General features: G+C 63.4%; 21 protein-coding genes and 1 pseudogene. 7 read left to right on the plus strand and 15 right to left on the minus strand.

Features of this window, described 5'->3' with window-relative positions:
* The first annotated feature begins 251 nt into the window (after positions 1-251).
* A complete protein-coding gene (locus tag ACZ5M5_RS10245; RefSeq protein ID WP_464738965.1) occupies positions 252-1,145 on the plus strand; it encodes a DUF2242 domain-containing protein in 894 nt (297 codons plus the stop codon).
* Positions 1,146-1,424: 279 nt separating this feature from the next.
* Here the strand turns inward: ACZ5M5_RS10245 and ACZ5M5_RS10250 are convergent, their stop codons facing one another.
* From ACZ5M5_RS10250 to ACZ5M5_RS10260, 3 genes and pseudogenes are all read right to left on the minus strand, one after another.
* Positions 1,425-2,462 carry an AraC family transcriptional regulator gene (locus tag ACZ5M5_RS10250; RefSeq protein WP_060738321.1) on the minus strand — a complete coding sequence of 346 codons (1,038 nt, stop codon included), beginning with the start codon at positions 2,460-2,462 and terminating at the stop codon, positions 1,425-1,427.
* Positions 2,463-2,464: 2 nt separating this feature from the next.
* Positions 2,465-3,594 (minus strand): annotated as a pseudogene (locus ACZ5M5_RS10255) (carbon-nitrogen hydrolase family protein).
* A gap of 173 nt (positions 3,595-3,767) precedes the next feature.
* Positions 3,768-4,985 carry a DUF3422 domain-containing protein gene (locus ACZ5M5_RS10260; RefSeq protein WP_103309325.1) on the minus strand — a complete coding sequence of 406 codons (1,218 nt, stop codon included), beginning with the start codon at positions 4,983-4,985 and terminating at the stop codon, positions 3,768-3,770.
* 239 nt (positions 4,986-5,224) lie between these two features.
* On the opposite strand from ACZ5M5_RS10260, the gene ACZ5M5_RS10265 reads away from it, so the two are divergent.
* A complete protein-coding gene (locus ACZ5M5_RS10265; protein ID WP_060738318.1) occupies positions 5,225-7,264 on the plus strand; it encodes an oxidoreductase in 2,040 nt (679 codons plus the stop codon).
* Positions 7,265-7,450: 186 nt separating this feature from the next.
* Positions 7,451-8,359: a 1-aminocyclopropane-1-carboxylate deaminase/D-cysteine desulfhydrase gene (locus ACZ5M5_RS10270; RefSeq protein ID WP_464738966.1), complete on the plus strand. Its 909-nt coding sequence runs from the start codon at positions 7,451-7,453 to the stop codon at positions 8,357-8,359.
* Positions 8,360-8,366: 7 nt separating this feature from the next.
* Here the strand turns inward: ACZ5M5_RS10270 and ACZ5M5_RS10275 are convergent, their stop codons facing one another.
* Positions 8,367-8,915: a cytochrome b gene (locus ACZ5M5_RS10275; protein WP_060738316.1), complete on the minus strand. Its 549-nt coding sequence runs from the start codon at positions 8,913-8,915 to the stop codon at positions 8,367-8,369.
* 123 nt (positions 8,916-9,038) lie between these two features.
* A complete protein-coding gene (locus ACZ5M5_RS10280; protein ID WP_464738967.1) occupies positions 9,039-10,445 on the minus strand; it encodes a type VI secretion system Vgr family protein in 1,407 nt (468 codons plus the stop codon).
* Between the two features lie 218 nt (positions 10,446-10,663).
* On the opposite strand from ACZ5M5_RS10280, the gene ACZ5M5_RS10285 reads away from it, so the two are divergent.
* Positions 10,664-11,368 (plus strand): YebC/PmpR family DNA-binding transcriptional regulator, encoded by a 705-nt coding sequence (locus ACZ5M5_RS10285; protein ID WP_003183149.1) that lies wholly within the window; start codon positions 10,664-10,666, stop codon positions 11,366-11,368.
* 188 nt (positions 11,369-11,556) lie between these two features.
* Here ACZ5M5_RS10285 and ACZ5M5_RS10290 read toward each other — a convergent pair whose 3' ends face one another.
* From ACZ5M5_RS10290 to ACZ5M5_RS10325, 8 genes are all read right to left on the minus strand, one after another.
* Positions 11,557-12,882: a leucine-rich repeat-containing protein kinase family protein gene (locus ACZ5M5_RS10290; RefSeq protein WP_464738968.1), complete on the minus strand. Its 1,326-nt coding sequence runs from the start codon at positions 12,880-12,882 to the stop codon at positions 11,557-11,559.
* 233 nt (positions 12,883-13,115) lie between these two features.
* The gene (locus tag ACZ5M5_RS10295) at positions 13,116-14,177 is read right to left on the minus strand and encodes an ABC transporter substrate-binding protein (RefSeq protein ID WP_464738969.1); all 1,062 of its coding nucleotides are present in this window, start codon (positions 14,175-14,177) and stop codon (positions 13,116-13,118) included.
* Between the two features lie 18 nt (positions 14,178-14,195).
* Positions 14,196-15,311: an NAD(P)/FAD-dependent oxidoreductase gene (locus ACZ5M5_RS10300; protein ID WP_464738970.1), complete on the minus strand. Its 1,116-nt coding sequence runs from the start codon at positions 15,309-15,311 to the stop codon at positions 14,196-14,198.
* Positions 15,308-16,663 (minus strand): FAD/NAD(P)-dependent oxidoreductase, encoded by a 1,356-nt coding sequence (locus ACZ5M5_RS10305; RefSeq protein WP_464738971.1) that lies wholly within the window; start codon positions 16,661-16,663, stop codon positions 15,308-15,310. Before ACZ5M5_RS10305 ends, ACZ5M5_RS10300 begins: the two co-directional genes overlap by 4 nt.
* A gap of 166 nt (positions 16,664-16,829) precedes the next feature.
* Positions 16,830-17,120 (minus strand): (2Fe-2S)-binding protein, encoded by a 291-nt coding sequence (locus tag ACZ5M5_RS10310; RefSeq protein ID WP_003199964.1) that lies wholly within the window; start codon positions 17,118-17,120, stop codon positions 16,830-16,832.
* A 7-nt stretch (positions 17,121-17,127) separates the two neighbouring features.
* Complete coding sequence (locus ACZ5M5_RS10315; RefSeq protein ID WP_060738310.1) at positions 17,128-17,922, minus strand: ABC transporter permease; 795 nt, start codon at positions 17,920-17,922, stop codon at positions 17,128-17,130.
* A gap of 6 nt (positions 17,923-17,928) precedes the next feature.
* A complete protein-coding gene (locus tag ACZ5M5_RS10320) occupies positions 17,929-18,798 on the minus strand; it encodes an ABC transporter permease (protein WP_060738309.1) in 870 nt (289 codons plus the stop codon).
* Positions 18,795-19,820: an ABC transporter ATP-binding protein gene (locus ACZ5M5_RS10325; protein WP_464738972.1), complete on the minus strand. Its 1,026-nt coding sequence runs from the start codon at positions 19,818-19,820 to the stop codon at positions 18,795-18,797. Before ACZ5M5_RS10325 ends, ACZ5M5_RS10320 begins: the two co-directional genes overlap by 4 nt.
* Positions 19,821-20,067: 247 nt before the next feature.
* Between ACZ5M5_RS10325 and ACZ5M5_RS10330 the strand changes: the two genes are divergently transcribed.
* The gene (locus ACZ5M5_RS10330; RefSeq protein ID WP_464738973.1) at positions 20,068-20,904 is read left to right on the plus strand and encodes an IclR family transcriptional regulator; all 837 of its coding nucleotides are present in this window, start codon (positions 20,068-20,070) and stop codon (positions 20,902-20,904) included.
* A 134-nt stretch (positions 20,905-21,038) separates the two neighbouring features.
* On the opposite strand, the gene ACZ5M5_RS10335 is transcribed toward ACZ5M5_RS10330, so the two are convergent.
* Both ACZ5M5_RS10335 and ACZ5M5_RS10340 read right to left on the minus strand, forming a co-directional pair.
* On the minus strand, positions 21,039-21,791 hold the full coding sequence (locus tag ACZ5M5_RS10335; RefSeq protein WP_060738306.1) for an anti-sigma factor family protein: 753 nt from the start codon (positions 21,789-21,791) through the stop codon (positions 21,039-21,041).
* A complete protein-coding gene (locus tag ACZ5M5_RS10340; protein ID WP_092175321.1) occupies positions 21,788-22,294 on the minus strand; it encodes a sigma-70 family RNA polymerase sigma factor in 507 nt (168 codons plus the stop codon). The genes ACZ5M5_RS10335 and ACZ5M5_RS10340 overlap by 4 nt, the downstream gene beginning before the upstream one ends.
* A 167-nt stretch (positions 22,295-22,461) precedes the next feature.
* Here ACZ5M5_RS10340 and ACZ5M5_RS10345 point away from each other — a divergent pair, with 167 nt between their 5' ends.
* Together ACZ5M5_RS10345 and ACZ5M5_RS10350 are read left to right on the plus strand one after the other, a co-directional pair.
* On the plus strand, positions 22,462-23,544 hold the full coding sequence (locus ACZ5M5_RS10345) for a catalase family peroxidase (RefSeq protein ID WP_103309885.1): 1,083 nt from the start codon (positions 22,462-22,464) through the stop codon (positions 23,542-23,544).
* Complete coding sequence (locus ACZ5M5_RS10350) at positions 23,541-24,077, plus strand: cytochrome b (RefSeq protein ID WP_464738974.1); 537 nt, start codon at positions 23,541-23,543, stop codon at positions 24,075-24,077. Before ACZ5M5_RS10345 ends, ACZ5M5_RS10350 begins: the two co-directional genes overlap by 4 nt.
* The last annotated feature ends 135 nt before the right edge of the window (positions 24,078-24,212 follow it).

A 24,212-nucleotide genomic window follows, 5' to 3' on the forward strand; every position in this document is an offset into this window, starting at 1 on the left:
TTTTTGGGGAGGGTGAGGGGGACATCCATTTCTTCGGTAACGGCTCAAGTGAACCGCATCGGGCCAAAATGCAGGGTTTTTGTATCAGCTTGTTGCCCAAAAGCGGGTGTTCGTCGATCCACCGGATTAGCGTCTTTTTCCTGCAAACAACCCCCAGTAAACTTGTAACCCCCTTGAAACAAGATTAGCCACGCTGCCAGGTCGCGTTCTGTTGCACAATACGCCCCGGACCGTTTCTCTCAGGATGTTCAATGTTCAAATCATTTCACATGCGCACCGTCGGGCTTGCATTGGTGCTGGCCGCCGCAGCCGGTTGCTCGTCGAAGAAAGCCGCCATCTACGAGCACGAGAACTTCGATGATTCCGGCACGTTCTCGCGCACTTATCCCGTGAGTGACGCGGCGACCTGCGAGGCCGGGCGCCGGGCGTTGCTCAGCCAGGGCTACATCATCACCAGCAGCGATCCGAAGCTGGTCAGTGGCCACAAGAGTTTCCAGCAGACCGGCGAGACCCACATGGAGATCAGTTTCAACCTGGTCTGTGCCGAGGACGGTGGTGCCGGACACCGTGCGACCATGTTCGCCAACGCCCTGCAGGACCGTTATGCCCTGAAGAAAACCAACAACTCCGCCAGCCTGGGGGTGGGCGTGCTGGGGTCGGTGTCGATGCCGATCGGCTCTTCGGACGATTCGATGGTCAAGGTCGCCAGCGAAACCGTGTCGGCGGCCAAGTTCTATGAGCGTTTCTTTGCCTTGGTGGAGCTGTTCCTGCCCCCCGAAGCGAAGAAAGCTGCCGAGAAGGCCGAGAATGCCGATAAGCCAAAAACTGAGCTGGGTGTCCCGGAAACCAAGGCTGAGCCGGCCGCCTTGATGCCGGCTCCGGCTCCAGCTGCAGCTGCAGCACCTGCGTCGGAACCGGTTGCGCCTGCACCCGCAGCAGCCACGCCGGTAGAGGAGGCTGCGCCGGCCCCCGTCGAAACCGCCCCTGCGGTGTCGGAACCCGTCGCACCGCCGAGCGAGCCAGCGCCGATTGCGCCTGAGTCGTTCGAGTCTGCGCCGACGACGGAAACCGTGACACCGCCACCACCACCGTCCAGCTCGTTACCGGCCCCGAGCGAGCCGATCCAGCCGCTTCCGGCTTCCTGAGCTTCCCGTGGCAGGGCGTTACGCCCTGTCACACTTCACGCGGTAATTTCCCGACCCTGTGCTACGTTTAATTCATGAAGCCTTTGCTTCATGTTTTGTTCATAAAGCAGCTTTATGCTGATGCCAGCGCCATCAGGCATTGGATTCAATAACAGGGGAAGGACACGTAATGGACGATTATCAGGAAGAGCTGCTGGAATACCAGGCCTATGAACTGGACCCGCTGGAACCCGCCGAAGATGCAACGGAGTTGTAGGAGAACAGGCTAGCGCTTGAAGCTCAACGCCCTCTGTGACTACGACGAAATTCCCCGGGCGTCTGGTCGTTCCAGCGTTTGAAGGCTCGTTGAAAGGCCTCGGCTGAGGCAAACCCCAACAAGTAGGCGATTTCGCCGAACGCCAGTTCGGTATCGCGTATGTAGGTCATGGCCAAGTCGCGGCGGGTGTCGTTGAGGATGGCGCGAAATTGCGTGCCTTCCTCGGCCAGCTTGCGCCGCAGGGTCCAGGTCGGCAGTTTCAGGCGGGCCGCCACTTCTTCCAGGTCGGGTTCCCGGCCCCCGCTGAGCAACGGTCCCAGCAATTGAATGATGCGCTCACGCAGGCTGCGGGTGCGGGTCAGTTGTTCCAGTTCCCGCTCACACAATTGAACCATATGGTGCCAGGTGCTGGGGCAATGCTGTGGGTTGCGCTGGGCGAGGCTGTCCAGGCCCAGTCGCAGTTGATTCTGTTCGGCGCCAAACTGGATCGGGCAGTCACCGAGCGTGCGGTAAGCCTCCAGGTACGCCGGTTCCTCGAATTCGATTTCGATGCGTTCGGGCCGCAGCGCGATGCCGCTGACGCTGGACAGTTGGGCCAGCCAGCCGGCGATGATCGAATCCACCACGAAGCGGTTGTAGGCGTTATACGGGCTGATGGAATAGAACCGTAGCCAAGCGCCGCGGGCATCCTCATGAAAACTCGATTGGCCGCGATAGTTGGAGCCATACAGCGGCTCGAAGCGGATCATGCAGCGGGCCGCCTCGCGCACGGTCGGTGCCTGGGCAGCGGTAACGCCCGCCAGCCCGGCCTGGCTCAAGCGCCCGAGCTGACCCATGCGCAGGCCCAGGGCCGGGTCCTGGGTCTGTTGAATCGCGGCGTGGCCCAGGCGCATGTAGCGTGGGATCGACAGGCGTGCGCCGGGCTCGGCCAGGCGCGCGGCATCGAGGCCGTACTGCTCCAGCAAAGGCTTGGGGTCCTGCCCATGGCTGGCAATTGCGTCAGCCAGGCTGTGGACGAAACCTACTGACAGGTCCCCCAGGCGCATCGGCTGCGGTTTCATGCTCACAACCACAGGTTAAGCAGGCGCGCGCCACGGGCTTCGCCATCGGGGAAGTGCTGGCCGTTGTGGCTGATGAAACTCTGGCCGGCGCTGCCGCTGTCCCAGAACTGGCCACGCAGGAACACGCTGACACCGCCCAGGGCTTGGCTGATGGGCAATTGACCGGTCAATGTCAGGCGATGCCAGGCTTGCCCCTCGCTCACTTCACCGGGCTTGAGGCTCACTTCGCTCGGTGTGGACAGGCCCTTATAACCGCTCCAGGGCTTGTCCCAGGCGCCGCGACCGATGATGAAGGCGGGCACCGCGATCAGTTGCGCGCCCTGTTCGTTGAGCTGCCGGTAGTGGAGCGGGTACCAGCTGTCGCTGCCGATCAGCACGCCCAGGCGCCCGGCGGGGGTGTCTATGACGAGGGGTGGGACCGGATGGTCGGCGCCCAGCACATCCTGCTGTTCGAAGACCGGATGTCGTTGGCGTTGCGGCTGGCCGATCGGCCGGCCATCGCTGCTGAACACCAGGCTGCTGTTGTACAGGGCGCCGCGGCCAATCTTCAGCTCGCCGTCGCTGACGCTGGGCTCGGGCAGCACGATGGAGCCGGCCACCAGGGTGACGCCGAACTCCTTGGCCAGTCCGCCGAACAGCGCTTGATAGTCGCGGGCCATGCCCTGGGCTTTCATGCGCAGGTAGGCATCCTCCAGGCGGTTATCGCCTTGGGCACTGACCAGCGCCTGGATAAACGCCAGTGGATTGCTGACCGCCAGCCAGTGCATGGCTTCCTTCAGGGTGGTGGCCTGGTACAACTCGTCTTTTTCGCCACCGATCATCAACCAGGTGCCGATGTGCTCGGGCAGGACCACCACGGTCTTGGCATTGAGAAAGCCCTGGTCGCGAGCCGCCTGCAGGTAGGCCGCCAGTTTGCGGTGCAGGCGCTCGGGCTCTGGTAGTCGGTGGGGAACAGTTCAGGCTGGATGCCCAGCAGGTTGCCGCGGTCGGCGGGCGTGCCCTGGTCGACCGCCAGGTTGATACGCAGGTCTGACAGGTAATGACCCGCCGGACGATCGGTCGTCCACAGTGCGTAGCTGACCAGGGCGGCAATCAAGGCCAGTGAAAACAGCAGGTACAGAAATTTGCGCATGGGGGAACAGTCAGCGGCCGTGTGCAGGTTCGTGATTTTTCATCAGGAGCTACGGGGCAGGGTACGGTAAAACAAGGGATTAGCGAAGGGCGGGCGCTGATTTGTACGCACGGCAAGCACCCACAGAGGGTGTCCAAGGAATCTTTGGACACCCTCTGCGCCGGTAAGGCGCGCTAGTGACTTTTGGCCTTTCTGATCCGGATCAGAATCAGCAGCATGATCAACAGCACCGGTGGCGTCATGCCCAGCAGCGCTTCACGGGCCGAGAGGTTCGCGCCCAAGGTATGCAACCCGCTGTAGACCAACTTGAACAGGTTGATCAGGTAGTAGGTGATGGCAATGATCGACAGGCCTTCCACGGCGCGCTGGATCTTGATCTGTGCATCGGCACGGGCATTGAGGCTGCGCAGGATCTCGGCGTTCTGGTCTTCCATCTCCACTTGCACGCGGGCTTGCAGCAGATCACCCAGGTTGGCGACGCTCATCGCCAGTTGTTCGAGGCGCTGTTCGGTGGCTGCGCAATAACGCACCGTGGGTTTGAAACGCCGTTCGATGAACACGCCCAGTCGCTGGCAATCCCCCAGGTGACTTTCACGCAACTCCCCCAGGCGTTCGAACACCAATTGTGCGTAGGCGCGGGTTGCGCTGAAGCGATGGCGATTCCTGACCGTGCTGCTGACCACTTGGCGAGACAGCAGGGCGATGTCTTCCAGCAGGGCCTTGGCATGCACGCCGCTGGCGTTGGCGTTGCGTTCGGACAGGCTCACCAGGGTCCGATCGAATTCGTTCAGTTGCGGGTCCAGGGCCTTGGCGATGTTGAGCGACAAGGACGCCATCATGCGATAGGTCTCGATTTCCAGCAGGCGCCGGATCATGCGTCCCTGGCGATAAGCGTTGAGCCGTCGGTTGATGAACAGCAGGCGATTGGTGCCGTCCTCGGTCAGGCGAAAATCGCTCCAGACCACGGCATCGCCACCGCCTACGCATGAACCGCAAGGGTCCTTGAAACCGTAGCTGGGCAGGTCGAGACCGGCTTCTGCGCGCACCACCACCTGAACGGCATTGATGAGGTGCTGGGCGTGACCTTCGATCCCACGGGCAAGGCTTTCGGGCAGCGTCGTCCAGTGCAACTCATTGCTGCTGGCTGGCACGACCAGGGTCAGGGTGAAGAACTCGGCGTGGCGTTCCCACTTCAGCGGATGTCCTTCCAGGCGGGTGATGCCTTGTGCGGCCTCCGTGGTGACGGTATCGGGGCACAGTCGCTCGAGCAGCGCGTCGCACTGGGCATTGTCGCCCAGAAACGCCAGGTGGAAGACGTGGGCCGGTTCGTCGAAGTACAGCGACGGGCGGGCGTGCAACTCGTTGTGCAGCATTTTTCGTTGGGGATGCATGCGAGGGCGACCGTGTTATTAGGGTTATTTTAGGGTTGAGCACCTGGACCAGCGTTGATAGGACTGGTGCATTCCACCGAGAGTCACGCACGGCTGATCGGTGCGCTGCACATTTGGATCATTAACTTGTCAGTTACGGTCATTGAGCACCCGCATCCGGACTCTTACGCTGTGGGCCATGACAGACGCATGCCGCAGAGCTGCGCTTTTTTCCGTGATCGCCCGTTGTGGAGTTACCGATGACCGCCTCCCATTACCCGCATCTGCTGGCCCCGCTGGACCTGGGTTTCACCACGTTGCGCAACCGTACCCTGATGGGCTCGATGCACACCGGCCTGGAAGAGAAACCCGGTGGCTTCGAACGCATGGCGGCGTATTTTGCCGAACGCGCCCGGGGCGGCGTGGGCCTGATGGTCACCGGTGGGATCGGGCCGAACGACGAGGGCGGGGTCTACTCCGGCGCGGCTAAGCTGACCACCGAAGAAGAGGCGCTCAAGCACCGGATCGTGACCCGGGCCGTGCACGAGGCCGGTGGCAAGATCTGCATGCAGATTCTTCACGCCGGGCGCTATGCCTACAGCCCCAAGCAAGTGGCACCGAGCGCGATCCAGGCGCCGATCAACCCGTTCAAGCCCAAGGAACTGGACGAGGAGGGAATCGAGAAGCAGATCAGCGATTTCGTCACCTGCTCGGTCCTGGCCCAGAAGGCCGAATACGACGGCGTCGAGATCATGGGGTCGGAAGGTTATTTCATTAACCAGTTCCTGGCGGCCCACACCAACCACCGCACCGACCGTTGGGGCGGCAGCTATGAAAACCGCATGCGCCTGCCGGTGGAGATCGTCCGCCGGGTGCGCGAAGCGGTAGGCCCGAATTTCATCATTATCTTTCGCCTGTCGATGCTCGATCTGGTGGAAGGCGGCAGCACCTGGGACGAAATCGTCCTATTGGCCAAGGCCATCGAGCAGGCCGGCGCGACGATCATCAACACCGGTATCGGTTGGCACGAAGCACGCATTCCTACCATCGCCACCAAGGTTCCGCGGGCGGCGTTCAGCAAAGTCACGGCCAAGCTGCGCGGTTCGGTGAGCATCCCACTGATTACCACCAACCGCATCAACACCCCGGAAGTGGCCGAGCAGATCCTGGCCGAAGGCGATGCCGACATGGTCTCCATGGCGCGACCGTTCCTGGCCGATCCAGAGTTCGTCAACAAGGCCGCTGCCGGCCGCAGCGATGAAATCAATACCTGCATCGGCTGCAACCAGGCGTGCCTGGATCACACCTTTGGCGGCAAGCTCACCAGTTGCCTGGTCAACCCACGGGCCTGCCATGAAACCGAGCTGAACTACCTGCCGGTGACCCAGGTGAAGAAAATCGCCGTGGTCGGTGCCGGCCCGGCCGGGTTGTCCGCGGCCACGGTGGCGGCCGAACGTGGGCACCTGGTGACGCTGTTCGATTCGGCCAGTGAAATCGGTGGTCAGTTCAACATTGCCAAGCGCGTGCCGGGCAAGGAAGAGTTCTTCGAAACCCTGCGCTACTTCAAACGCAAATTGCAGACCAGCCATGTCGAGTTGTGCCTCGACACCCGGGTGGATGTGGCGCAATTGGTGGCTGGCGGTTACGACGAGATCATCCTCGCCACCGGCATCGCCCCACGCGTGCCGGCGATTCCCGGGGTGGAGCATGCCAAGGTCTTGAGCTACCTGGACGTGATCCTTGAGCGCAAGCCGGTGGGCCGCAGCGTCGCGGTGATCGGTGCCGGCGGTATTGGCTTCGACGTGTCGGAGTTCCTGGTTCACCAGGGCGTCGCCACCAGCCAGGACCGCGAGGCGTTCTGGAAGGAGTGGGGCATTGACACCCACCTCGAGGCCCGCGGCGGCGTGGCTGGGATCAAGGCTGAACCCCATGCACCGGCGCGCCAGGTGTTCCTGCTGCAACGCAAGACCTCGAAGGTCGGTGACGGCCTGGGCAAGACCACCGGCTGGATTCATCGCACGGGCCTGAAGAACAAGCAGGTGCAGATGCTCAACAGCGTCGAATACCTGAAGATCGACGATGACGGGCTGCACATTCGCATCGGCGAAACCGGCGAGCCGCAAGTGCTGGCCGTGGATAACATCGTGATCTGCGCCGGCCAGGATCCGCTGCGTGAGCTGCAGGAAGGCCTGGAAGCGGCGGGGCAGACCGTTCACCTCATCGGCGGTGCCGACGTGGCGGCGGAACTGGATGCCAAGCGGGCGATCAACCAGGGTTCGCGGTTGGCGGCGCAGTTGTAAGGCTCAACCCCAGGAAAACCCTTGTGGGAGCGAGCTTGCTCGCGATTGCGGTGAGTCAGTTGCATGATGTTGGCTGATCCGCCGCTATCGCGAGCAAGCTCGCTCCCACAGTGGGGAGGGGTGAACCTGAAGTCACCCGCCACCAAGCTGTTAAGATAGCGGCCTGTTCCCACCCGGCCTGCCGCCATGCTGCTTCCCGCCCTCGACTGGCATCCCCAACCCCGCCTCGAACCCCTTCACCTGGACTGGCTTGCCCGTGCCGGTGTCGAAGTGGCGGTGTTGCGCCTGGACCGGATCGATCCGCTGATCAGCGGCAACAAGTGGTTCAAGCTGGTCCATCATCTGCGTGCCGCCCATGAGGCCGGTGCCGAAGGGATCATGAGCCTGGGCGGTGCCTATTCCAACCATTTGCATGCGCTGGCGGCGGCGGGCAAGCGCTTCGGCTTTCCCACGGCCGGGCTGTTGCGCGGTCATCCCCAGGACACGCCGACGGTGCGTGACCTGAAAGCGTTTGGCATGGACCTGCACTGGTTGGGTTATGGCGGATACCGAGAGCGGCACGCAGCGGATTTCTGGGGACCGTGGCAGCTCCGCTATCCACATTTGCATCCGGTGCCCGAGGGCGGTTCGGGATTGCCTGGGGCGCAAGGTTGCATGACGTGGGTGGCCAGTGTCCGTGAACAACTGGCGGCGCTGGGATGGGTGGATTACCACGGCTGGTGGTTGGCCTGCGGCACTGGAACGTCGCTGGCCGGACTGGTGCTGGCCGAAGCGGGCGCGCGCCCGGTCTACGGCGTGCTGGCCGTGCCGCCGGACCATGGCGTGGCCCGGCAGGTCGAGCGCATCGTGGGGGAAGCGGGGCTTTCCAGCCCGCGTCATGAGTTGTTCGACGGCAGTCGTGGCGGTTTCGCCCGGGTCGATGCCGAGCTCACGGCCTTCATCGAAACCACGACGGCCATCGAACTGGAGCCGTTGTACACCGGCAAGGCCTTGATGGTGCTCAAGGCGCGGGTCGAGGCGGGAGGCTTTGCCCCCGGCACGCGCCTGGTCTTTGTCCACACCGGCGGTTTACAAGGCCGCCGAGGGTTCGATTGACGGGCGATCAGCCGCGTTTGGGCATCATCCGCAGCAGCGTGTTGTCCCGTACCACATAGTGGTGATACAGCCCCGCCAAGGCATGCAGGCCAATCAACCAATAGCCGATGGTGCCGCCCAGCACGTGCCAGCCTTCCAGTTGCTTGGCGAACTCCTTGTCTTGATCGATGAGCAACGGCAGATCGAAACCATAGAACATCACCTGGTGCCCTTCGGCGCTGGTGATCAGCCAGCCCAGCAGCGGCATGGCGATCATGAACAGGTACAGTGCCCAGTGCATCAGGCGGGCGAGGATGGTTTGCCAGGCAGGCGATGCCGGGAAAATCGCCGGTGCCTTGCCCATGCTGCGGGCGAACAGGCGCAGCCAGACCAACACGAACACCGTCAGGCCGAGCATGAAATGCGCTTCCTTGATCAATGTCCGGCCGCCGCTGCCCTTGGGAAAAATTCCCCGCAACTCAATGCAGGCATAAACCACGGCCAGCAGGACCAGCATCAGCCAATGCAAGGTTACCGTGACGGTACTGTAGCGGCTTTCCGAGTTTTTCCAGGGCATTGCGGGTATCTCCAACAATCAGGGCAGAGCGCCGTCTAGCGCGGCGTGTCTTTACTGTAAGCCCGTTTCGCTGGGTTTGCATGAGCCAGATCAGGTTTGCTGGCAAGAATCCAAAGGGCAGGATCAGGGTGTGAAGTCTGGCGGGTTCAGCAGCCAGTCCAACAGCAGCCCGGCATCGTGATTGCCACGGGACGGTTTCGGTGGGGCGGCGGCGTGTCCTGCGCCGGTATCGACAGCCCCTGGGCACAGCACCGGTCGGTCGGGGTCGCCATCGAGAAAGCTCACCAGCACTTCGCTGCCGGCCATCAGGGGAGGGCTGTCGCCCAGCGTCAGTCGCGACACGGGCAGCGTGATGCCTTCCTGGTCCGGCGCCCAGAGGCTGACACTCACGTGGCCGCGCTCATCGAATGGGGCCGGCTGGCCGGTGCGGCCGAGTACATGAGCCAGGTGATACCCGGGAATGCACGGTTTGGGATGCTTGAGGGCCGGCCTGAACACGGTGGACCAGGGGATGGCGGTGAAGCGGTTGCGGTAGTCACGGGCCGACGGTGTGGTGGGCAGGTCCGGTTCAAGGATCGAAAACTGCCGCCCGCGATGCTGGACCTCGGTGATCAGCCATTGATCGTTGAAGGTGGAAACCGGGTGTTCGCAGATCTGCACGATGTCGCCGCCGTGCAGGGCCGATTGATCACTGTGGCCATGGATTTCCCGTTGTCGACAGCGCAACCGTTCCAGATGGCGGCGTCCGGCCTGGTAACGGTGAGTCAAGGCCGGGTCGCGGTGCATGGCCTCATGGTCGATCTGCTCGAGGGGTTGATTCGCCGCCGGGGCCTCGGTTTCGGTCTCGGCCCGGTCACGGAACCCGACAGGCACGCCAGGTACCATCGCGTGGTGGCGCAAATACAAGCGCTTGATGGCCGGTATCGAGTTGTCGTTCGGGCGCAGGGGCAGCTCGATGGGGCGCGCGGGGAAACTCTTCGGGTCTTCGGCAAACACCAGGACGTGGCCCTGGGGAGTGTGTTCGAAGTGGTAATGAATGCCTTCTTCCTCACACAGGCGTTGCAGGAGGGCCAGGTCGCTTTCGTCGTACTGGATGCAGAATGGGCGACACGGATACTGCCCATGGGGCAGCTCGAAACGGTAACTGTCGGCGGGCAGAGCGTTGTCTTCCAGCAGGCGTTGCAGCAGTTGCACCACGCTGAGCCGATGGAAAACCCGGCGCCGCGGGCCTTGTTCCAATCGCAGCAGGTAGGGCACCAACGTCAAGCGGTAGCCGATGCGCCGCGGTGCCGAGGCACTCAGGCTGACGCTGTGGACAATCCCATGGATGCCCGACTCGCCGTCCAGGCGCAGGAACGCCGGATGCCCCAACAGCAGGTCGGGGTTTATCGGTGGGGCCAGGCCGATCAGTTCGAGGTCAAAGCGGTACGGCTGGTTGAGGGCTTCGCGGCCATTGAAGCGCAAGACTTGCAGCTGCAAGTCGTTTTGCGTGAGCGTCAGGCTGAAGGGACTTTCCGTGTCGTTGCGCATCGCGCCTCCTACTGGCAGGGACAGAGGCCCAGAGGGTACGAAACCACGGGGGGAGCGGTGCTTGCGAGCCGCTATTTCAGAAAAGCCCTACAACACACTGTGAAAATGTCGATCCGGCACGGTGAATTTTTTGGTCGATCAGCCGGTTTAGGCCGTATAAACTTGCGCCACAGCGCCGGCCGGCAGATGTCTCGGCGCGTCAGACAAGAGAGTGAGTAATGGGCGCACAGTGGAAGGTTAAACACAAAGAAGCGGCTGCCAACGCCAAGGGCAAGATCTTCGGCAAACTGGTGAAGGAAATCACCATTGCCGCGCGCAACGGTGCTGATACCGCGACCAACGCGCACTTGCGTCTGGTGGTCGAGCAGGCGAAGAAGGCCTCGATGCCCCGCGAGACCCTGGAACGTGCGATCAAGAAAGGTTCCGGCCAGCTCGGTGAAACCGTGCAATACCACCGCGTCACCTACGAAGGGTTCGCGCCGCACCAGGTGCCGCTGATCGTTGAATGTGTGACCGATAACATCAACCGTACCGTCGCTGAAATTCGCGTCGCGTTCCGCAAGGGCCAACTGGGCGCCTCGGGTTCGGTGGCGTGGGACTTCAACCATGTCGGCATGATCGAAGCCGCACCGGACAGCCCGGACGCCGATCCGGAAATGGCCGCCATCGAGGCCGGTGCCCAGGATTTCGAGCCGGGCGAAGACGGCGCGACGTTGTTCCTCACCGATCCTGCCGACCTCGATGCCGTGCAGAAGGCGTTGCCGGAGCAGGGCTTCACCGTGTTGTCGGCCAAGCTGGGCTACCAGCCGAAGAACCCGGTCAGCGGCTTGACCGACGAGCAGATGGCTGAAGTCGAAGCCTTCCTCGAAGGCCTCGACAACCATGATGACGTGCAGGACATGTTTGTCGGGTTGGCGGGTTAAGCACTACCCCCTGTGGCGAGGGGATTTATCCTTGGGTGCGGTTCACTCTGTGGGAGCAAGGCTTGCCCGCGATGCGCAGATCTCGTTTTTTCAGAGACCGCGCCGTCTTCATCGCGGGCAAGCCTTGCTCCCACAGATAAATCCCCTCGTCACAATAAGTCGTGTGTTTGTTAGTTTGGGGTGCTGGTTTAGTCGATGTGTTTGAACTCGCTGAGCAACCTTTCAATCTCATCAAAACCCGGCCGTGCCAGCACGTCTGGCTGACAGCAGCGTGCCTGCAGCTCCTGCAACGTTGCCAACTCCACGGCACTGGACGCCGGTTCGATCCGCGCCAGCAATTCCCCCAGCAAGATTGCGAAGGCCCGCACCTCGATGCGTTGCAGTGCGCGGGTTTGCACGGTGTCGGCCGTGGCGTGGAACGACGCCGCGCCAAAGTCCCCCAGCCGGCAATCGCCCTGGTCATTGCAGAGGATATTGTGCCCGTACAGATCCCCATGGGTGATGCCCTGATGGTGCAGGTGCGCCGCCACCGAGGCGATGCCGTGGGCGATGCGCAAGGCTGCCGGGGCGCTCAGGCGCAGTTCATCGGCATATACGTCGCGGGTGCATGACGCCAGGCTTGGCAGTCCGGCAAGGTTGCGGTAGCTGGGTTCGATCAGTGCCATGACCAGCCCGGCCTGTTGCTCGGGGTGCCCGGCGACCTGACCCAACACGTCAATCAGGTTCGGGTGTCGACCGGCCGTGATGCAGGCATGCATTTCATGCAGGGGTGAGCCGTCGCTGGTCATCTGGCCTTTGTACAGCTTCACCGCGACGTTTCGCGCCACCTGGCCGGGCGCCTGCCAGAGCGCTTGGTGAATCACTCCGGAGGCGCCTTCGCCCAGTTGTCGTTGCAACGTCAGTTGCGACCAGTCGATGGGGGTCGTGGTGTTCAAGGCTGCGGCATCGGCCTGGGTTTCCAGTGGGTTGCCGGCGTAGGCCAGCCAACTGAGGCTCGGCAGCTCCAGCAACCATTGCGGCAGCTCGGTCAGTTGGTTGGCGGCGATGCGCAGCAGTTCCAGGCGATGACACTGGCCCAGGCTCGCCGGTAACTGCTGCAAACGGTTGCCGGCCAGCATCAGTTTTTGCAGGTGCGGGCGTTGGCCCAGCTCATCCGGCAAGTGGCTGACGTCGTTGTCGGTCAGGATCAGCCAGCGCAGCCGTGGTGGCAGCGCGGCGCCCGTGACGCGGGTGATGCGGTTGGCCTTGAAACCGACCATGGTCAACGCGTTGCAACGGCCCAGGCATTCGGGCAGTTCAGTGAAGCGGTTGTCGGAACAGAACAGCACGCGCAGGCGAGTCAGCCGATGCAGGTCGTCGGGCAGCGTGTCCAACTGATTGCCGCTGAGGTTGAGGATCTCGAGGGAGTCGGCCAGCTCGAAGATTTCCCGGGGAAACTCCGTCAAGCCGCAGGCCAGGTCCAGCCGGGTGATGCCCGAGAGCTGGCCGGCGCGTAGTTGGGCGAGGGTGTGCATGGCAGGGTTCGCTGTTGATCAAGAGGGGGCTGGCGCCCGTAGCCGGACAGTTAACCAATAATCAGCTCAGTACAACACCCTGTGGCGAGGGGATTTATCTGTGGGAGCAAGGCTTGCCCGCGATGAAGACGACGGGGTCTCTGAGAAAGCGAGGCGCCTGCATCGCGGGCAAGCCTTGCTCCCACAGCAGTTTTTCCATAACAGTGCTGCTCCGCTGGCCACAGTCAATCGGGCTAGCGCTCGATGCTGCGGTTCCAACGGGCGTTCCAGGCCGGGCGTTGTTCGTTGACCTGGTCCCAATCCACGGCAATCGCTGTTTCCAGGTATTGCTTCATCGCCTCCACCTGGCCACGGGTCTTGTCGGTGGTCGGGGTGTTGGGGTTGGAAGGAATCTGGTCGCCTTCTTCCAGGGCAATGGCCTGGGCTTGTGGGGTCAGCAGGAAAGCGGCGAGCTTTTGCGCCAGTTCCGGCTGGGTGTTTTGCGCGATGGTGCATTCGGCGACGTTGAGGACCACGGCGCCTTCCTTCGGCTGGGCATATTCGACGGGCATGCCCTTGAGTTTCAGCGCGGTCACCTGGGTCGGTGTCAGCGGGAACAGCGCGGTTTCGTCGGTCTGTAGCATTTCGGATATCTTCGCCGAGCTCGGGATGTACTCCAGCACGTTGCGCCCCACCGTGTTCGGCCACGCCTTGAAACCTGGCTCGACGTCAGTTTCGCTGCCGCCCTGGATCCGGTTGAACATCAAAAAGCCGTGCAGGCCGAAGGTGGACGAGGCCATCGACTGGAACACCACTTTGTCCTTGAAGCGCGGATCGGCCAGGTCCATCCATGAAGTGGGCGTGTTCCAGCCTTTTTCCTTGAACAGCCGCGTGTTGTAGGCCAGCCCCGTCACCCCGAGGCTGACGGCCACGGCCTGATCCTTGATACGCCCCTTGGCCGGGATCTGCGCCAGGGTCGGGCTGTCCTCGAGCTTGTCGCACAGCCCCATGGCGATGGCGCGGTACATGATGCCGTCATCGAGAAACATCACGTGCATCTGCGGGTTGCCTTTGCTGGCCTGGACTTTCGCCAGGATGTCGGCGGAGGTGCCGGGCACGATGACCACTTTGACATTGTTGGCTTTCTCGAACGCCGGCAAGACCTTGTCGGCGTAGAGCCGCTCCATGGTGCCGCCGTTCATGCCCAGGTAAAGCGTCGGCTCGGCCAACGCCTGGGTGACCGGGAGCAGGGCGCCCAGGCAAGCGGAACCCAGCGAGCAGAAGCCGAACAGTGCACTGCGTTTGATGTTATTCATTGGCGCGACCTTCCTCTATCAAGCAACGGAGATGGAGTGAAACCGGGTGATGGAAAACGCATCCAGCGGCGTGGTCGAAGCCCCGCTGCAGATGATCTCGGTGAGCGCCTGGCCCACCGCCGGGCCGATCTGGAAGCCCGCGCCGGCAAAGCCGAACGCGTGCAATAGGCCGGGCTGGGTGCTGCTGTGGCCGATCACCGGTTGGCGATCGGGCAGGTAACCTTCGGTGCCGCTCCAGGTCCGAATCGCCTGGGCGCCTTCCAAAAACGGGTAGAGCTCGACGGCCTGGCGCAGGATTTCCAGCACGGCGTTCTGGCCGGGCCGGGCGCGAGCGGCATCCAGGGCAAAGCCTTGGCCGCCTCCCAGTACGCAGTTGCCGCGCGAGACCTGGCGGGCGTAGATACCGCCACCCTCGACGCCGGTGCTGGCGTCCATGATCAGGGGCAAGGGTTCGGTGACCAGCATCGCCGGGTGCCCGGCGTGCATCGGTACCGCTTCGCCAAATTGCGCGGCGAACTGGCTGGCCCAGGCTCCGGCGCAGTTCAGCAGCCAGGGCGCGTGGAACGTCAGGCCCATTGCGGTGTGTACGACAAAGCGTTGGCCGTCGTGCAGCACGGTGCTGACGGTGCATTGTTCATGGACTTGCGCCCCCTGCCGGCGAGCGGCCTGGGCAAAGGCTGGGGATACCAGGCGTGGATTGGCATGGCCGTCATCCGGGCACAGCGACGCCCCGACCGCGACGGCGCCGACCCACGGAAAACGCCGGCGCAGGGCGGTGCGATCGAGCAGTTGCAACTCCAGGCCGAAGCCTTGGCTGGCGACGGCGTAGTCGTGCAGCGCTTGCAGGTCTTCAGCACTGCGGGCCAGCTTCAGATGACCGCTGCGCTGGTACTCGCCGTCGATGCCGATCAATTGGGGCAACTGGCGCCAGATTTCATGGGCCCGTTGCGACAGGGGCAGTTGCGACAGGGGGCGGCCCTGGCGGCGCACACCGCCGTAGTTCACGCCGCTGGAGTGCGAGCCGCAGAAGTCGCGCTCCAGCAACGCCACCCGGCGTCCGGCCTGGCTCAGGAACAACGCGGCCGAGGCGCCGACGATACCGCCACCAATGATCACTGCATCCACTTCGATCATGGCTCGACCTCCAGGCCGAACGGCACGGGCTTGATCGGCGCCTGGGCCCGCAAGCGGCCGATGCTGGCGACGGCGCGGCCACTTTCGCAGGCAATGATTTCCGCGGCAGCGGCGCCGCACATCCGCCCCTGGCAGCGGCCCATGCCGACCCGGCAATGGGCCTTGACCCGGTTGATCTCCCAATGGCCTTCGCCCACTACCCGGCGGATATCGCCCGCGCTGACTTCTTCGCAGCGGCAGATCATCAGGTGATCGGCTGCGTCGGCGGCCCAGTGTTCAGGAAAGGCAAAGGCGCGCTCCAGGCCTTCCCGGAATCGGCCGATGCGTTCAAGGGTTTCTTCCAGTTGCGTGCAACGCTGCGGGTCGGTCGAGTAGCCGAGGTCTTCGAGCAAGGCCAGGGCCGCCCGTTCACCAGCCAGTTGCGCCGCGTCGGCGCCCATGATCCCGGCGCCGTCACCGGCCAGGTAAATCCCCGGCACGCTGCTGCGCCCGGCGTGGTCTCGTTGAGGCAGCCAGGCGCGGTTGAGGGCGTTCCAGGTAAACGCACAGCCCAGCAGGTCGGCCAGTTGGGTTTCGCTGCGCAAGCCGTGGGCGAAGGCCACCGCGTCACAGTCGAGGGTGTGTTTACCGCTTGCATTGCGCCATTGCAGCGACTGCACCCGACGTTCTCCATCCAGATGTGTCAGGCTCGCGCCTTGATGCACGGCGATGCCGCGGGCGGCCAGCCAGGCGCGGTAGTAGAGGCCCTTGGCGAGGGTGGCCGGTTGTGCCAGCAGGCCGGGCAGGGCGCGGACTTGGGCGCCAAAGGGCGAGCTGTCGAGGACGGCGACCACATTGGCGCCGGCCCGGGCGTATTGATAGGCCACCAGATACAACAAGGGACCGCTGCCAGCGAACACCACCCGTTCGCCGATGGCGCAGCCCTGGAACTTCAGGGCAATCTGCGCCGCGCCCAGGCTGTATACCCCGGGCAGGGTCCATCCCGGCACGGGCAGGATCCGGTCGGTGGCGCCGGTTGCGACGATCACGCTGGCGTACTCGAGGCGGTCGGCGCGGCCTTCATGCAGGGTATCGAGCAGGCCGGCCTCGGCGTTCCACACCAGGGTGTCGGGACGGTAATCGAGCTGTTTGCGCAACGCGTCAAGCGTCTGGTGGACGGCGTTGGCCTTGTGCGCTTCGAAGCCATAGAGCTCGCTAGGCGAGCGCTTGAAATTGGCCGGTTGGCGCCGATAGATCTGCCCGCCACCGAGAGCGGCTTCGTCCAGCAGGACCGGGTACAGGCCGTGGGCGACCAGGGTCTGCGCGGCGCGGATACCGGCCGGGCCGGCGCCGATGATGGCTATCGGTTTCATCGCCACCTCACGGGCAGGGCCGGGGGATGTGTGGGGTTGTCGAAACGGTCATCGCGAGCAAGCTCGCTCCCACATGGGATCTGTTGTGGATATTGGTTTTGTGCACGCCGCAAATCCCCTGTGGGAGCGAGCTTGCTCGCGATGAGGCCATGCCTGTCGACAATGTTCATACCTGGCGCCCCGGTTCGCGGCTAATGTGCTGCCCGGCTTCGAGCAGGGTCGAGCAGGCGCGTACGCGGCGGCCGTCGCCCAGGCGCACCCAGCAGTCCTGGCAGGCGCCCATCAGGCAGAAGCCGGCCCGGGGCTCGGCGCTGAAGTCACTGCCGCGCAGGTGTTCGCTGCAGGTCAGCACGGCGGTCAGCAGCGTGTCCCCCAGCAGCCCGGTGGCGGGCTGGCCGTCGAGGGTGAAGTCCAGGGCCGGGCGGTCGCCTTCGGCCAGTCGTTTCAGCAGTGCCATGACACCCTCATTGTTTGCCTACCAGGACCCGATCCAGGCCATAGACCCGGTCGAGCAGAATCATGGTCAGTGCGGTGAGCCCGATGACCAGCGCCGACACTGCCGCCATCATCGGGTCGATGGATTCGGTGGCGTACACGTACATGCGCACCGGCAAGGTTTGCGTGGCCGGCGAGGTGACGAAGATCGACAGGGTGACTTCATCGAAACTGTTGATGAACGCCAGCAGCCAGCCCCCGGCCACCCCTGGCAGGATCATTGGCAAGGTGATTTGCCGGAACAGCGTGAAGCGCCCGGCCCCCAACGATTGCGCGGCCTGTTCGGCGCTGCGGTCCAGGCCGATGGCCGAGGCCAGCACCAGGCGCAGCACATACGGCGTGATCACCAGCACATGGGCGAAGATCAACCAGGCGAAGCTGCCATTCACGCCCATCAGCGCGAACAGGCGCAGCAAGGCGACCCCCAGCACCAGGTGCGGAATGATGATTGGCGACAAGAACAGGCCGTTGAAGAAATCCCGCCCCGGGAACGCGAGCCGGGTGATCGCCAGGGCCGCCGGCACCGCAATCAGCGTCGCCAGGGAGGCCGCGCAGAACGCCAGGACCAAGCTGTTGTAGAACGCGTCGACAAAATCCGCGCGTTCGAACACCGCGCGAAACCAGCGCAGGGAAAACTCGGTGGTCGGCAGGCTCAGGGTGTTTTCCGGGGTGAAAGCGACGAGGCAGACCACCACCAGCGGCGCGAGCATGAAGACCACCACCAAGGCGTGGAACAGCAGCGCGAAAGGACCGTTTCTGGACATGACGAATTATCCCAATGACTTCTTGTAGCGGCCTTCGATCATCCGGTTCCACGACAGCATGATCAGCAGGTTGAGCAGCAGCAGCGCGACGGCGATGGCCGCGCCCATCGGCCAGTTCAGCTCCGACAGGTACTGGTCGTAGATCAACGTGGCGACCATCTTCAAGCGCCGTCCGCCGAGCAGGCCGGGAATCGCGAAGGAGCTGGCGGCGAGGCCGAACACAATGAGGGTGCCGGACAGCACGCCGGGCATGATTTGCGGCAACACTATTTTGCGGATCACCGTGAACTGGCTCGCCCCCAGGGACAGCGCGGCCTGTTCGGCGGCCGGGTCGAGTTTCTGCAACGAGGTCCAGACTGGAATGATCATGAACGGCAACATCACGTGGACCAGGGCGATGACCACGGCGAACGGTGTATAGAGCAGCTTCATTGGCGCACTGCCGAGGGCTTGCAGGGCCTGGTTGATCAGGCCGTCGGCACCGAGCAAAAGGCTCCAGCCGAAGGCCCGCACCACCACCGAAATCAGCAGCGGCGTGAGAATCAGAATCAGGAAAATCGAGCGCCATGGCGCGCCCATGCGGCTGAGGATGTACGCCTCGGGCACGCCGATCAGCACGCACAAAACAGTGGTCAGGGCGCTGATCCAGAATGTGCGCAAAAAGATCTCGTAGAAGTACGGATCACCCAGCAGGCTGGTGTAGTGCTCGAAGGTATAGGCGTCGCCGTCGATGCCCGAACTGTAGTCGAAGACGTTGAACGACAGGACCAAGGTCAAGCCCAAGGGAATCACCAGCAAGCCCAGGTACAAGGCCAGGGCCGGCGCGGACATCAGGTAGCCTTGCCGACCGCGGCGCATCGCATCGATCAGCTTCATGCCGGTACCTCGTCCACGCTCAGCACCCGCAGCAGTGCCGGATCCCAGTCCAGGCCCACCGCCGTGCCTTCGACCAAGGGCGCCGAGCCGTCGTTGCGGCGCACCACGCAGAGCTCACCCAGGCCGGTGGACACGCCGTACAGCCATTGGCTGCCCAGGAAAAAACGGCTGACGAGGGTGCCTTGCAGTCGCCCCGAACCGGCCTCGCACAAGTCGATTTTTTCCGGGCGCAGGCTCAGGGTCAGCTCGCCATCGGCCTGGCTGCAGGCTTGAACGATGCCCGCACTGTCCCGCACGCCGGGCAGCAGGTTGGCTTTGCCGACGAAGCTGGAAATGAACTCGGTGCGTGGGTGCTCGTAAAGGGTGTACGGCGCGTCGATCTGGGTGATGCGCCCGGCCTGCATCACCACGACCCGGTCACTGATCGACAGGGCTTCGGACTGATCGTGGGTCACCATCAGCGTGGTGATTCCGACTTCGCGCTGGATGCGGCGAATCTCGTATTGCATCTCTTCGCGCAAGTTGGCGTCGAGGTTGGACAGCGGCTCGTCGAGCAACAGCACCGGCGGTTCGATCACCAAAGCCCGGGCCAGTGCCACGCGTTGGCGCTGACCGCCCGAGAGTTCTCGTGGGTAGCGGTCGGCGTGGCGGTCCAGGCGGACCAGTTTCAACACCCGGTCCACCCGTTGTTGCAGTTCGGCGTTGGCCACCTTGCGCATGCGCAGGCCGAAGGCGACGTTGTCCTTGACGGTCATGTGGGGGAACAGCGCGTAGCTCTGGAACACTACCCCCAGGCCACGGCTGGCGGGCTTGGCGTGGGTAATGTCGCGCCCGTCCAGCAGGATGCGCCCGCTGCTGACTTCGACGAAGCCGGCAATCATTTGCAGGGTTGTGGTCTTGCCGCAGCCGGAAGGCCCCAGTAGCGAGACAAACTCGCCTTTTTCCACCGACAGGTTGGTGGCGACCACGGCGTCGATGTCGCCGTAGCGTTTGCCAAGTCCTTCAAGTTGCACAAAAGCCATCGCTGCGCTCCACCTGGGATTGTTATGCGTCGCCGCAAGGGCGCGCTTTTTTGTATGGGCAGATACGAAAGGGTGCTGCTGGGGTGCGTTGGCGCTCGACCTTGAGTCGGCTGCCGCTGTTGTTCGAATCGCCCCTGTCTGGACGAAGAGTAGGACGAAGAATAGGATGGGCTCAATGGACTATTTCACTGAGATGAAGACTATTTTCAGTTTCATTCAGTGAGTAAATTTAATAATGAGAAATTACATGGTTGATTCCACTGATCGGAATAATTACAAGGGCGAAGTCGGTGTCGGAGCGGTCTCCAGGTTGTTTGCCGTGCTGCGCAGCTTGGGTGACACCGTCGAAGGCGGCGAGCGAGTGACTCAATTGGCCCAGCGCATCGGCCTGTCCCAGCCCACCACGCATCGCTTGCTGCGCAGCCTGATGGACGAGGGCATGGTCGAGCAGGATGCCCGCAGCAAACGCTATCGCTTGAGCCTGGAGTTCTTCGCCCTGGCGGCCCGTGCCGGCAATACCGGTAACCTGCGCGACCTGGTGCGTCCGGCCATGCTGCGGTTGTCGGCGTCCTTGGGGGACTCGCTGTTTCTGCTCGCCCGCAGTGGTTTCGATGCCATCTGCCTGGACCGCAGCGAGGGGCCGTTTCCGATCCGCACGTTCACCGGTGACATTGGTGGCCGCGTGGCGTTGGGCGTGGGGCAGGGCAGCCTGGCGATCCTGGCGTTCCTGCCGGAAGAGGAGCGCGACACGGTGATTCAATACAACCTGCCACGGCTCAAGGATTTCCATCTGTACGACGAAGTCTTCTTGCGTTCGGAAGTGCAGAACGTGCGCGCGCTGGGCTATGCCGGGCGCAACACCGGCGTATTGCAAGGCATGGCCGGGGTGGCTGTGCCGATCCTGGACCGTGATGGCCGGGCCGTGGCCGCCTTGAGCGTGGCAACCGTGAGCGACCGGTTGGGGCCCGATCGCCTGCCGACGGTGGTGGACATGCTCAAGCGCGAGGCGGCCCTGATCGGGCCGCGGATCAACCCGTTCGACCCGCTGCTGCGCAGGCCTTCGCAGGTGTTTGGGCAGGGGTGAACACTGCCTCAAGATCACCGCGGATCCCTTTGTGGGAGCGAGCTTGCTCGCGATGGCGGCCGTTCAGTTAGCAATGATGTTGACTGACACACCGCTATCGCGAGCAAGCTCGCTCCTACAGGGATCTGCGCGGATCAGAAGTCCAATGTCTGCTTAAGTCTTTGCATCGTCGGCGTGTCACTCGGTATGACCACCGCATAGTTGTAGCCCGGCCCGGACCAGTACTCGGCTTGCAACTCGCCATCGCGGCGACTGCCCCGGGGCAGCAGGAAGTTTTTCGGGCCGGGTGGGCGCACGTAGAAGCTGATTTTCTGACCGCTCGGGTCCTGATAGACCACCATCGCCGCCGCGCCTTGCTCGGTGCTGAGCAAGCGCCCGCTGACCGGTTTGAAGCCGGCGCCGGACAGGTCGGGCAGTCGGTCGGCCTGGGTGAAGTAGCGGTCGAGCCAATCTTGCATGTGCTGCTCGTCGCCGCTCTGGTAATCGGCTGGAAGGATGCCCTGCTGGGCAATCAACCGGTACGCCTGGAGGGCATCGGCCATGGGCGCAACGGCGCTGAGCAGGGTCATTTGCCGCGCCTGCCAGCCACCGAAGCCACCCACGCTGACGGCCAGCAACAACACCGCGGCGCTGGCCAGGTGGCGATGGGAGCGATGTTTCAGGCGCTGGCGAATCATGGCCGGGTCGAGGTCCGGGTTGGACGGTTGTTGCAAGGCTCCGCTCAGGGCCGTGCGCAGGTGCTGCGCGTCCTGTTGCCAGGCCCGGACGCGGGCGGCGACTTCGGGCTGGTTGGCCAGGTAGGTCTCGACCAGGCGCTGGTCGGCCTCGCTCAGTTGACGATCGACGTAGGCGTGCAGGTCGCTTTCGCTGGGGGGCATGCTGATCATTTGAGTATCCGCAGGGTGGGGCGGGTGATTTCGCCATCGCTGAGTTGGCGCAGGGCCTGGCGGGCGCGGGACAGGCGGGACATCACCGTGCCGGTCGGTACGCCGAGGATGTCGGCGACTTGCTGGTAACTCAAGCCTTCCACCGACACCCATAACAACAGCGCACGCTGTTCCGTCGTGAGCTGATCGAAGGCCTGCAAGGACGACTGTGCGATCACGCTGCGTTCGGCCGAAGGGTGGGCATCGTCGCGGCCGGTGAAAAATTCCAGCATGCGTGCGTAGCGGCGGGAGCGGCGATGGCCGTCGAGAAACTGCCGATACAGGATCGAAAACAGCCAGGCTCGCAGATCGCCGTCCGGGCGCTTGTCGTTCCATTTGGACAACGCCCGTTCCAGGCACATCTGCACCAAGTCGTCGGCGTTGCTTGGGTTGCGCGTCAGCGACACGGCAAAGCGCCGTAGCCTAGGGAGGAGTTCGCGCAACTGTTCGTCGAGTGCATTCATGGAAGGTAGCTTCTGTAGGCAGTCACTGCGCCGGGACTGGAAAGACGATCCGCGAACGAGATTATTCCAGTGCAGGAAAAATAAATACGAGGCGTGGGAATAAACCTGCCAGGCCTTCGTCTGACGGATCCTTTCCAACAAATGGCCTCGTGCCCTGGAGCTTTCTCATGGTTGATCCTTCTCCCTCGGCGAGCCGGCCGCCCTTGAGTGCCGTCGCCCTGACACTGCGCCTGAGCGGCATTGCCGTGATTGTCGCCGCGCTGGCCGGGCTGTTTGCCTACGTCAATGGCAGCCTTGACCCACAGCGCCTGACACCGGAAGCGCTGGTCAATGTCTTGGAAAAAAACAACGGCGTTCACCCGGGTTTTCGACGCAACCACTCGAAAGGGGTCTGCGTCGCGGGTTATTTCCAAAGCTCGGGCGAGGCCAGCGCCTATTCCAGCGCCCAGGTGTTCTCGCTGCCGCAAACGCCCGTGGTTGGACGTTTCGCCTTGCCCAGCGGCAACCCTTATGCACCGGACGGCAGTGTGCCGATTCGCAGCCTGGCGCTGCGTTTTACCCAGGCCAACGGCCAGCAATGGCGCACCGGCATGAACAGCATGCCCGTGTTTCCGGTGGGCACCCCCGAAGCCTTCTACCAGCTCCAGCAAGCCCAGTCGCCGGACCCTGCCACAGGGAAACCGAATCCCGCGGCCGTACCGGCGTTCTTTGCCGCCCATCCCGAAGCCGTGCCGTTCCTGCAATGGATCAAGACCGCCAAGCCGTCGGCCAGCTATGCCACCGAAACCTACAACGGCATCAACGCCTTCTATCTGGTCAACCCCGCCGGGCAGCGCCAGGCCGTGCGCTGGGGCGTGGTACCACTGAGCCAGGGCGTTGCCGATGCGACGCCACCTCAAGGTGCCGACTTCCTTGAACACGACTTGGCGACGCGTCTCGCCGCCGGGCCGTTGCGCTGGCAACTGAACATCACCTTGGCCAACCCGGGGGACCCGGTGAACGACGCCAGCAAGGCCTGGCCCGCTGACCGCAAGGTGCTCAACGCCGGCACGCTGGTGCTGGAGCGCACCCAGGCGCAGGACAACGGTGAATGCCGCGACATCAACTATGACCCGCTGATCCTGCCCCAAGGGATCGAAGGGTCTGACGATCCGCTGTTGGTCGCGCGTTCCGCTGCTTATGCCAGTTCCTATCTACGCCGTACCAGTGAAGTGAGCCAATTGCCCGCCACCCAGGAGTCCCGCCCATGAGAGCCCCTCGTCACTTCGCACCGCTGGCTCGGCTGCTGCACTGGCTGATGGCATTGATGATCATCGCCATGCTGTTTATCGGCGCCGGCATGGTCGCTTCGGTGTCCGCGCGCCATGAATGGCTGCTGCAGTTGCACAAACCATTGGGCATCGCGATTTTGTTGTTGGTGATCGTGCGCCTGGTGGTGCGTTTCACTACCCGCCAACCACCGCTGCCGGCCGATCTGCCGGGCTGGCAAGTGCTGGCGGCAAACGTCTCCCACGTGTTGTTGTACGCCTTGATGCTGGTTCTGCCCCTGTTGGGCTGGGGCATGATTTCGGCGGCGGGGGATCCGGTGATGCTCGGTAACTGGCTGCAACTGCCCTCGATCCTGCCCGCCCACGCCCAGACGTTCGCACTGCTGCGCAAGGCCCACGGGTACCTGGCTTACTTGTTGTTCCTGACCGTGCTGGTGCATCTGGCGGCGGCGCTGTTTCACGCGTGGGTGCGCCGGGATGAGGTGCTGGACAGTATGTTGCGCGGCAAGGGCTGAAGTGGGTGAACGACTCAAAATACTGTGGGAGCGAGCTTGCTCGCGATGACGGCAGCACAGCCAATATCTCTGCAAGCTGACCCGCCGCTATCGCGAGCGAGCTCGCTCCCACAGGGATTCAGGGGACTTGGATGA

Source organism: Pseudomonas sp. Van50, from assembly GCF_055390755.1.

Excerpts from the sequence above, each read along its gene's own strand:
- ACZ5M5_RS10245 (WP_464738965.1), top strand. The coding sequence starts at position 252 with ATGTTCAAATCATTTCACATGCGCACCGTCGGGCTTGCATTGGTGCTG.
- ACZ5M5_RS10250 (WP_060738321.1), bottom strand. The coding sequence starts at position 2,462 with ATGAAACCGCAGCCGATGCGCCTGGGGGACCTGTCAGTAGGTTTCGTC.
- ACZ5M5_RS10260 (WP_103309325.1), bottom strand. The coding sequence starts at position 4,985 with ATGCATCCCCAACGAAAAATGCTGCACAACGAGTTGCACGCCCGCCCG.
- ACZ5M5_RS10265 (WP_060738318.1), top strand. The coding sequence starts at position 5,225 with ATGACCGCCTCCCATTACCCGCATCTGCTGGCCCCGCTGGACCTGGGT.
- ACZ5M5_RS10270 (WP_464738966.1), top strand. The coding sequence starts at position 7,451 with ATGCTGCTTCCCGCCCTCGACTGGCATCCCCAACCCCGCCTCGAACCC.
- ACZ5M5_RS10275 (WP_060738316.1), bottom strand. The coding sequence starts at position 8,915 with ATGCCCTGGAAAAACTCGGAAAGCCGCTACAGTACCGTCACGGTAACC.
- ACZ5M5_RS10280 (WP_464738967.1), bottom strand. The coding sequence starts at position 10,445 with ATGCGCAACGACACGGAAAGTCCCTTCAGCCTGACGCTCACGCAAAAC.
- ACZ5M5_RS10285 (WP_003183149.1), top strand. The coding sequence starts at position 10,664 with ATGGGCGCACAGTGGAAGGTTAAACACAAAGAAGCGGCTGCCAACGCC.
- ACZ5M5_RS10290 (WP_464738968.1), bottom strand. The coding sequence starts at position 12,882 with ATGCACACCCTCGCCCAACTACGCGCCGGCCAGCTCTCGGGCATCACC.
- ACZ5M5_RS10295 (WP_464738969.1), bottom strand. The coding sequence starts at position 14,177 with ATGAATAACATCAAACGCAGTGCACTGTTCGGCTTCTGCTCGCTGGGT.
- ACZ5M5_RS10300 (WP_464738970.1), bottom strand. The coding sequence starts at position 15,311 with ATGATCGAAGTGGATGCAGTGATCATTGGTGGCGGTATCGTCGGCGCC.
- ACZ5M5_RS10305 (WP_464738971.1), bottom strand. The coding sequence starts at position 16,663 with ATGAAACCGATAGCCATCATCGGCGCCGGCCCGGCCGGTATCCGCGCC.
- ACZ5M5_RS10310 (WP_003199964.1), bottom strand. The coding sequence starts at position 17,120 with ATGGCACTGCTGAAACGACTGGCCGAAGGCGACCGCCCGGCCCTGGAC.
- ACZ5M5_RS10315 (WP_060738310.1), bottom strand. The coding sequence starts at position 17,922 with ATGTCCAGAAACGGTCCTTTCGCGCTGCTGTTCCACGCCTTGGTGGTG.
- ACZ5M5_RS10320 (WP_060738309.1), bottom strand. The coding sequence starts at position 18,798 with ATGAAGCTGATCGATGCGATGCGCCGCGGTCGGCAAGGCTACCTGATG.
- ACZ5M5_RS10325 (WP_464738972.1), bottom strand. The coding sequence starts at position 19,820 with ATGGCTTTTGTGCAACTTGAAGGACTTGGCAAACGCTACGGCGACATC.
- ACZ5M5_RS10330 (WP_464738973.1), top strand. The coding sequence starts at position 20,068 with ATGGTTGATTCCACTGATCGGAATAATTACAAGGGCGAAGTCGGTGTC.
- ACZ5M5_RS10335 (WP_060738306.1), bottom strand. The coding sequence starts at position 21,791 with ATGATCAGCATGCCCCCCAGCGAAAGCGACCTGCACGCCTACGTCGAT.
- ACZ5M5_RS10340 (WP_092175321.1), bottom strand. The coding sequence starts at position 22,294 with ATGAATGCACTCGACGAACAGTTGCGCGAACTCCTCCCTAGGCTACGG.
- ACZ5M5_RS10345 (WP_103309885.1), top strand. The coding sequence starts at position 22,462 with ATGGTTGATCCTTCTCCCTCGGCGAGCCGGCCGCCCTTGAGTGCCGTC.
- ACZ5M5_RS10350 (WP_464738974.1), top strand. The coding sequence starts at position 23,541 with ATGAGAGCCCCTCGTCACTTCGCACCGCTGGCTCGGCTGCTGCACTGG.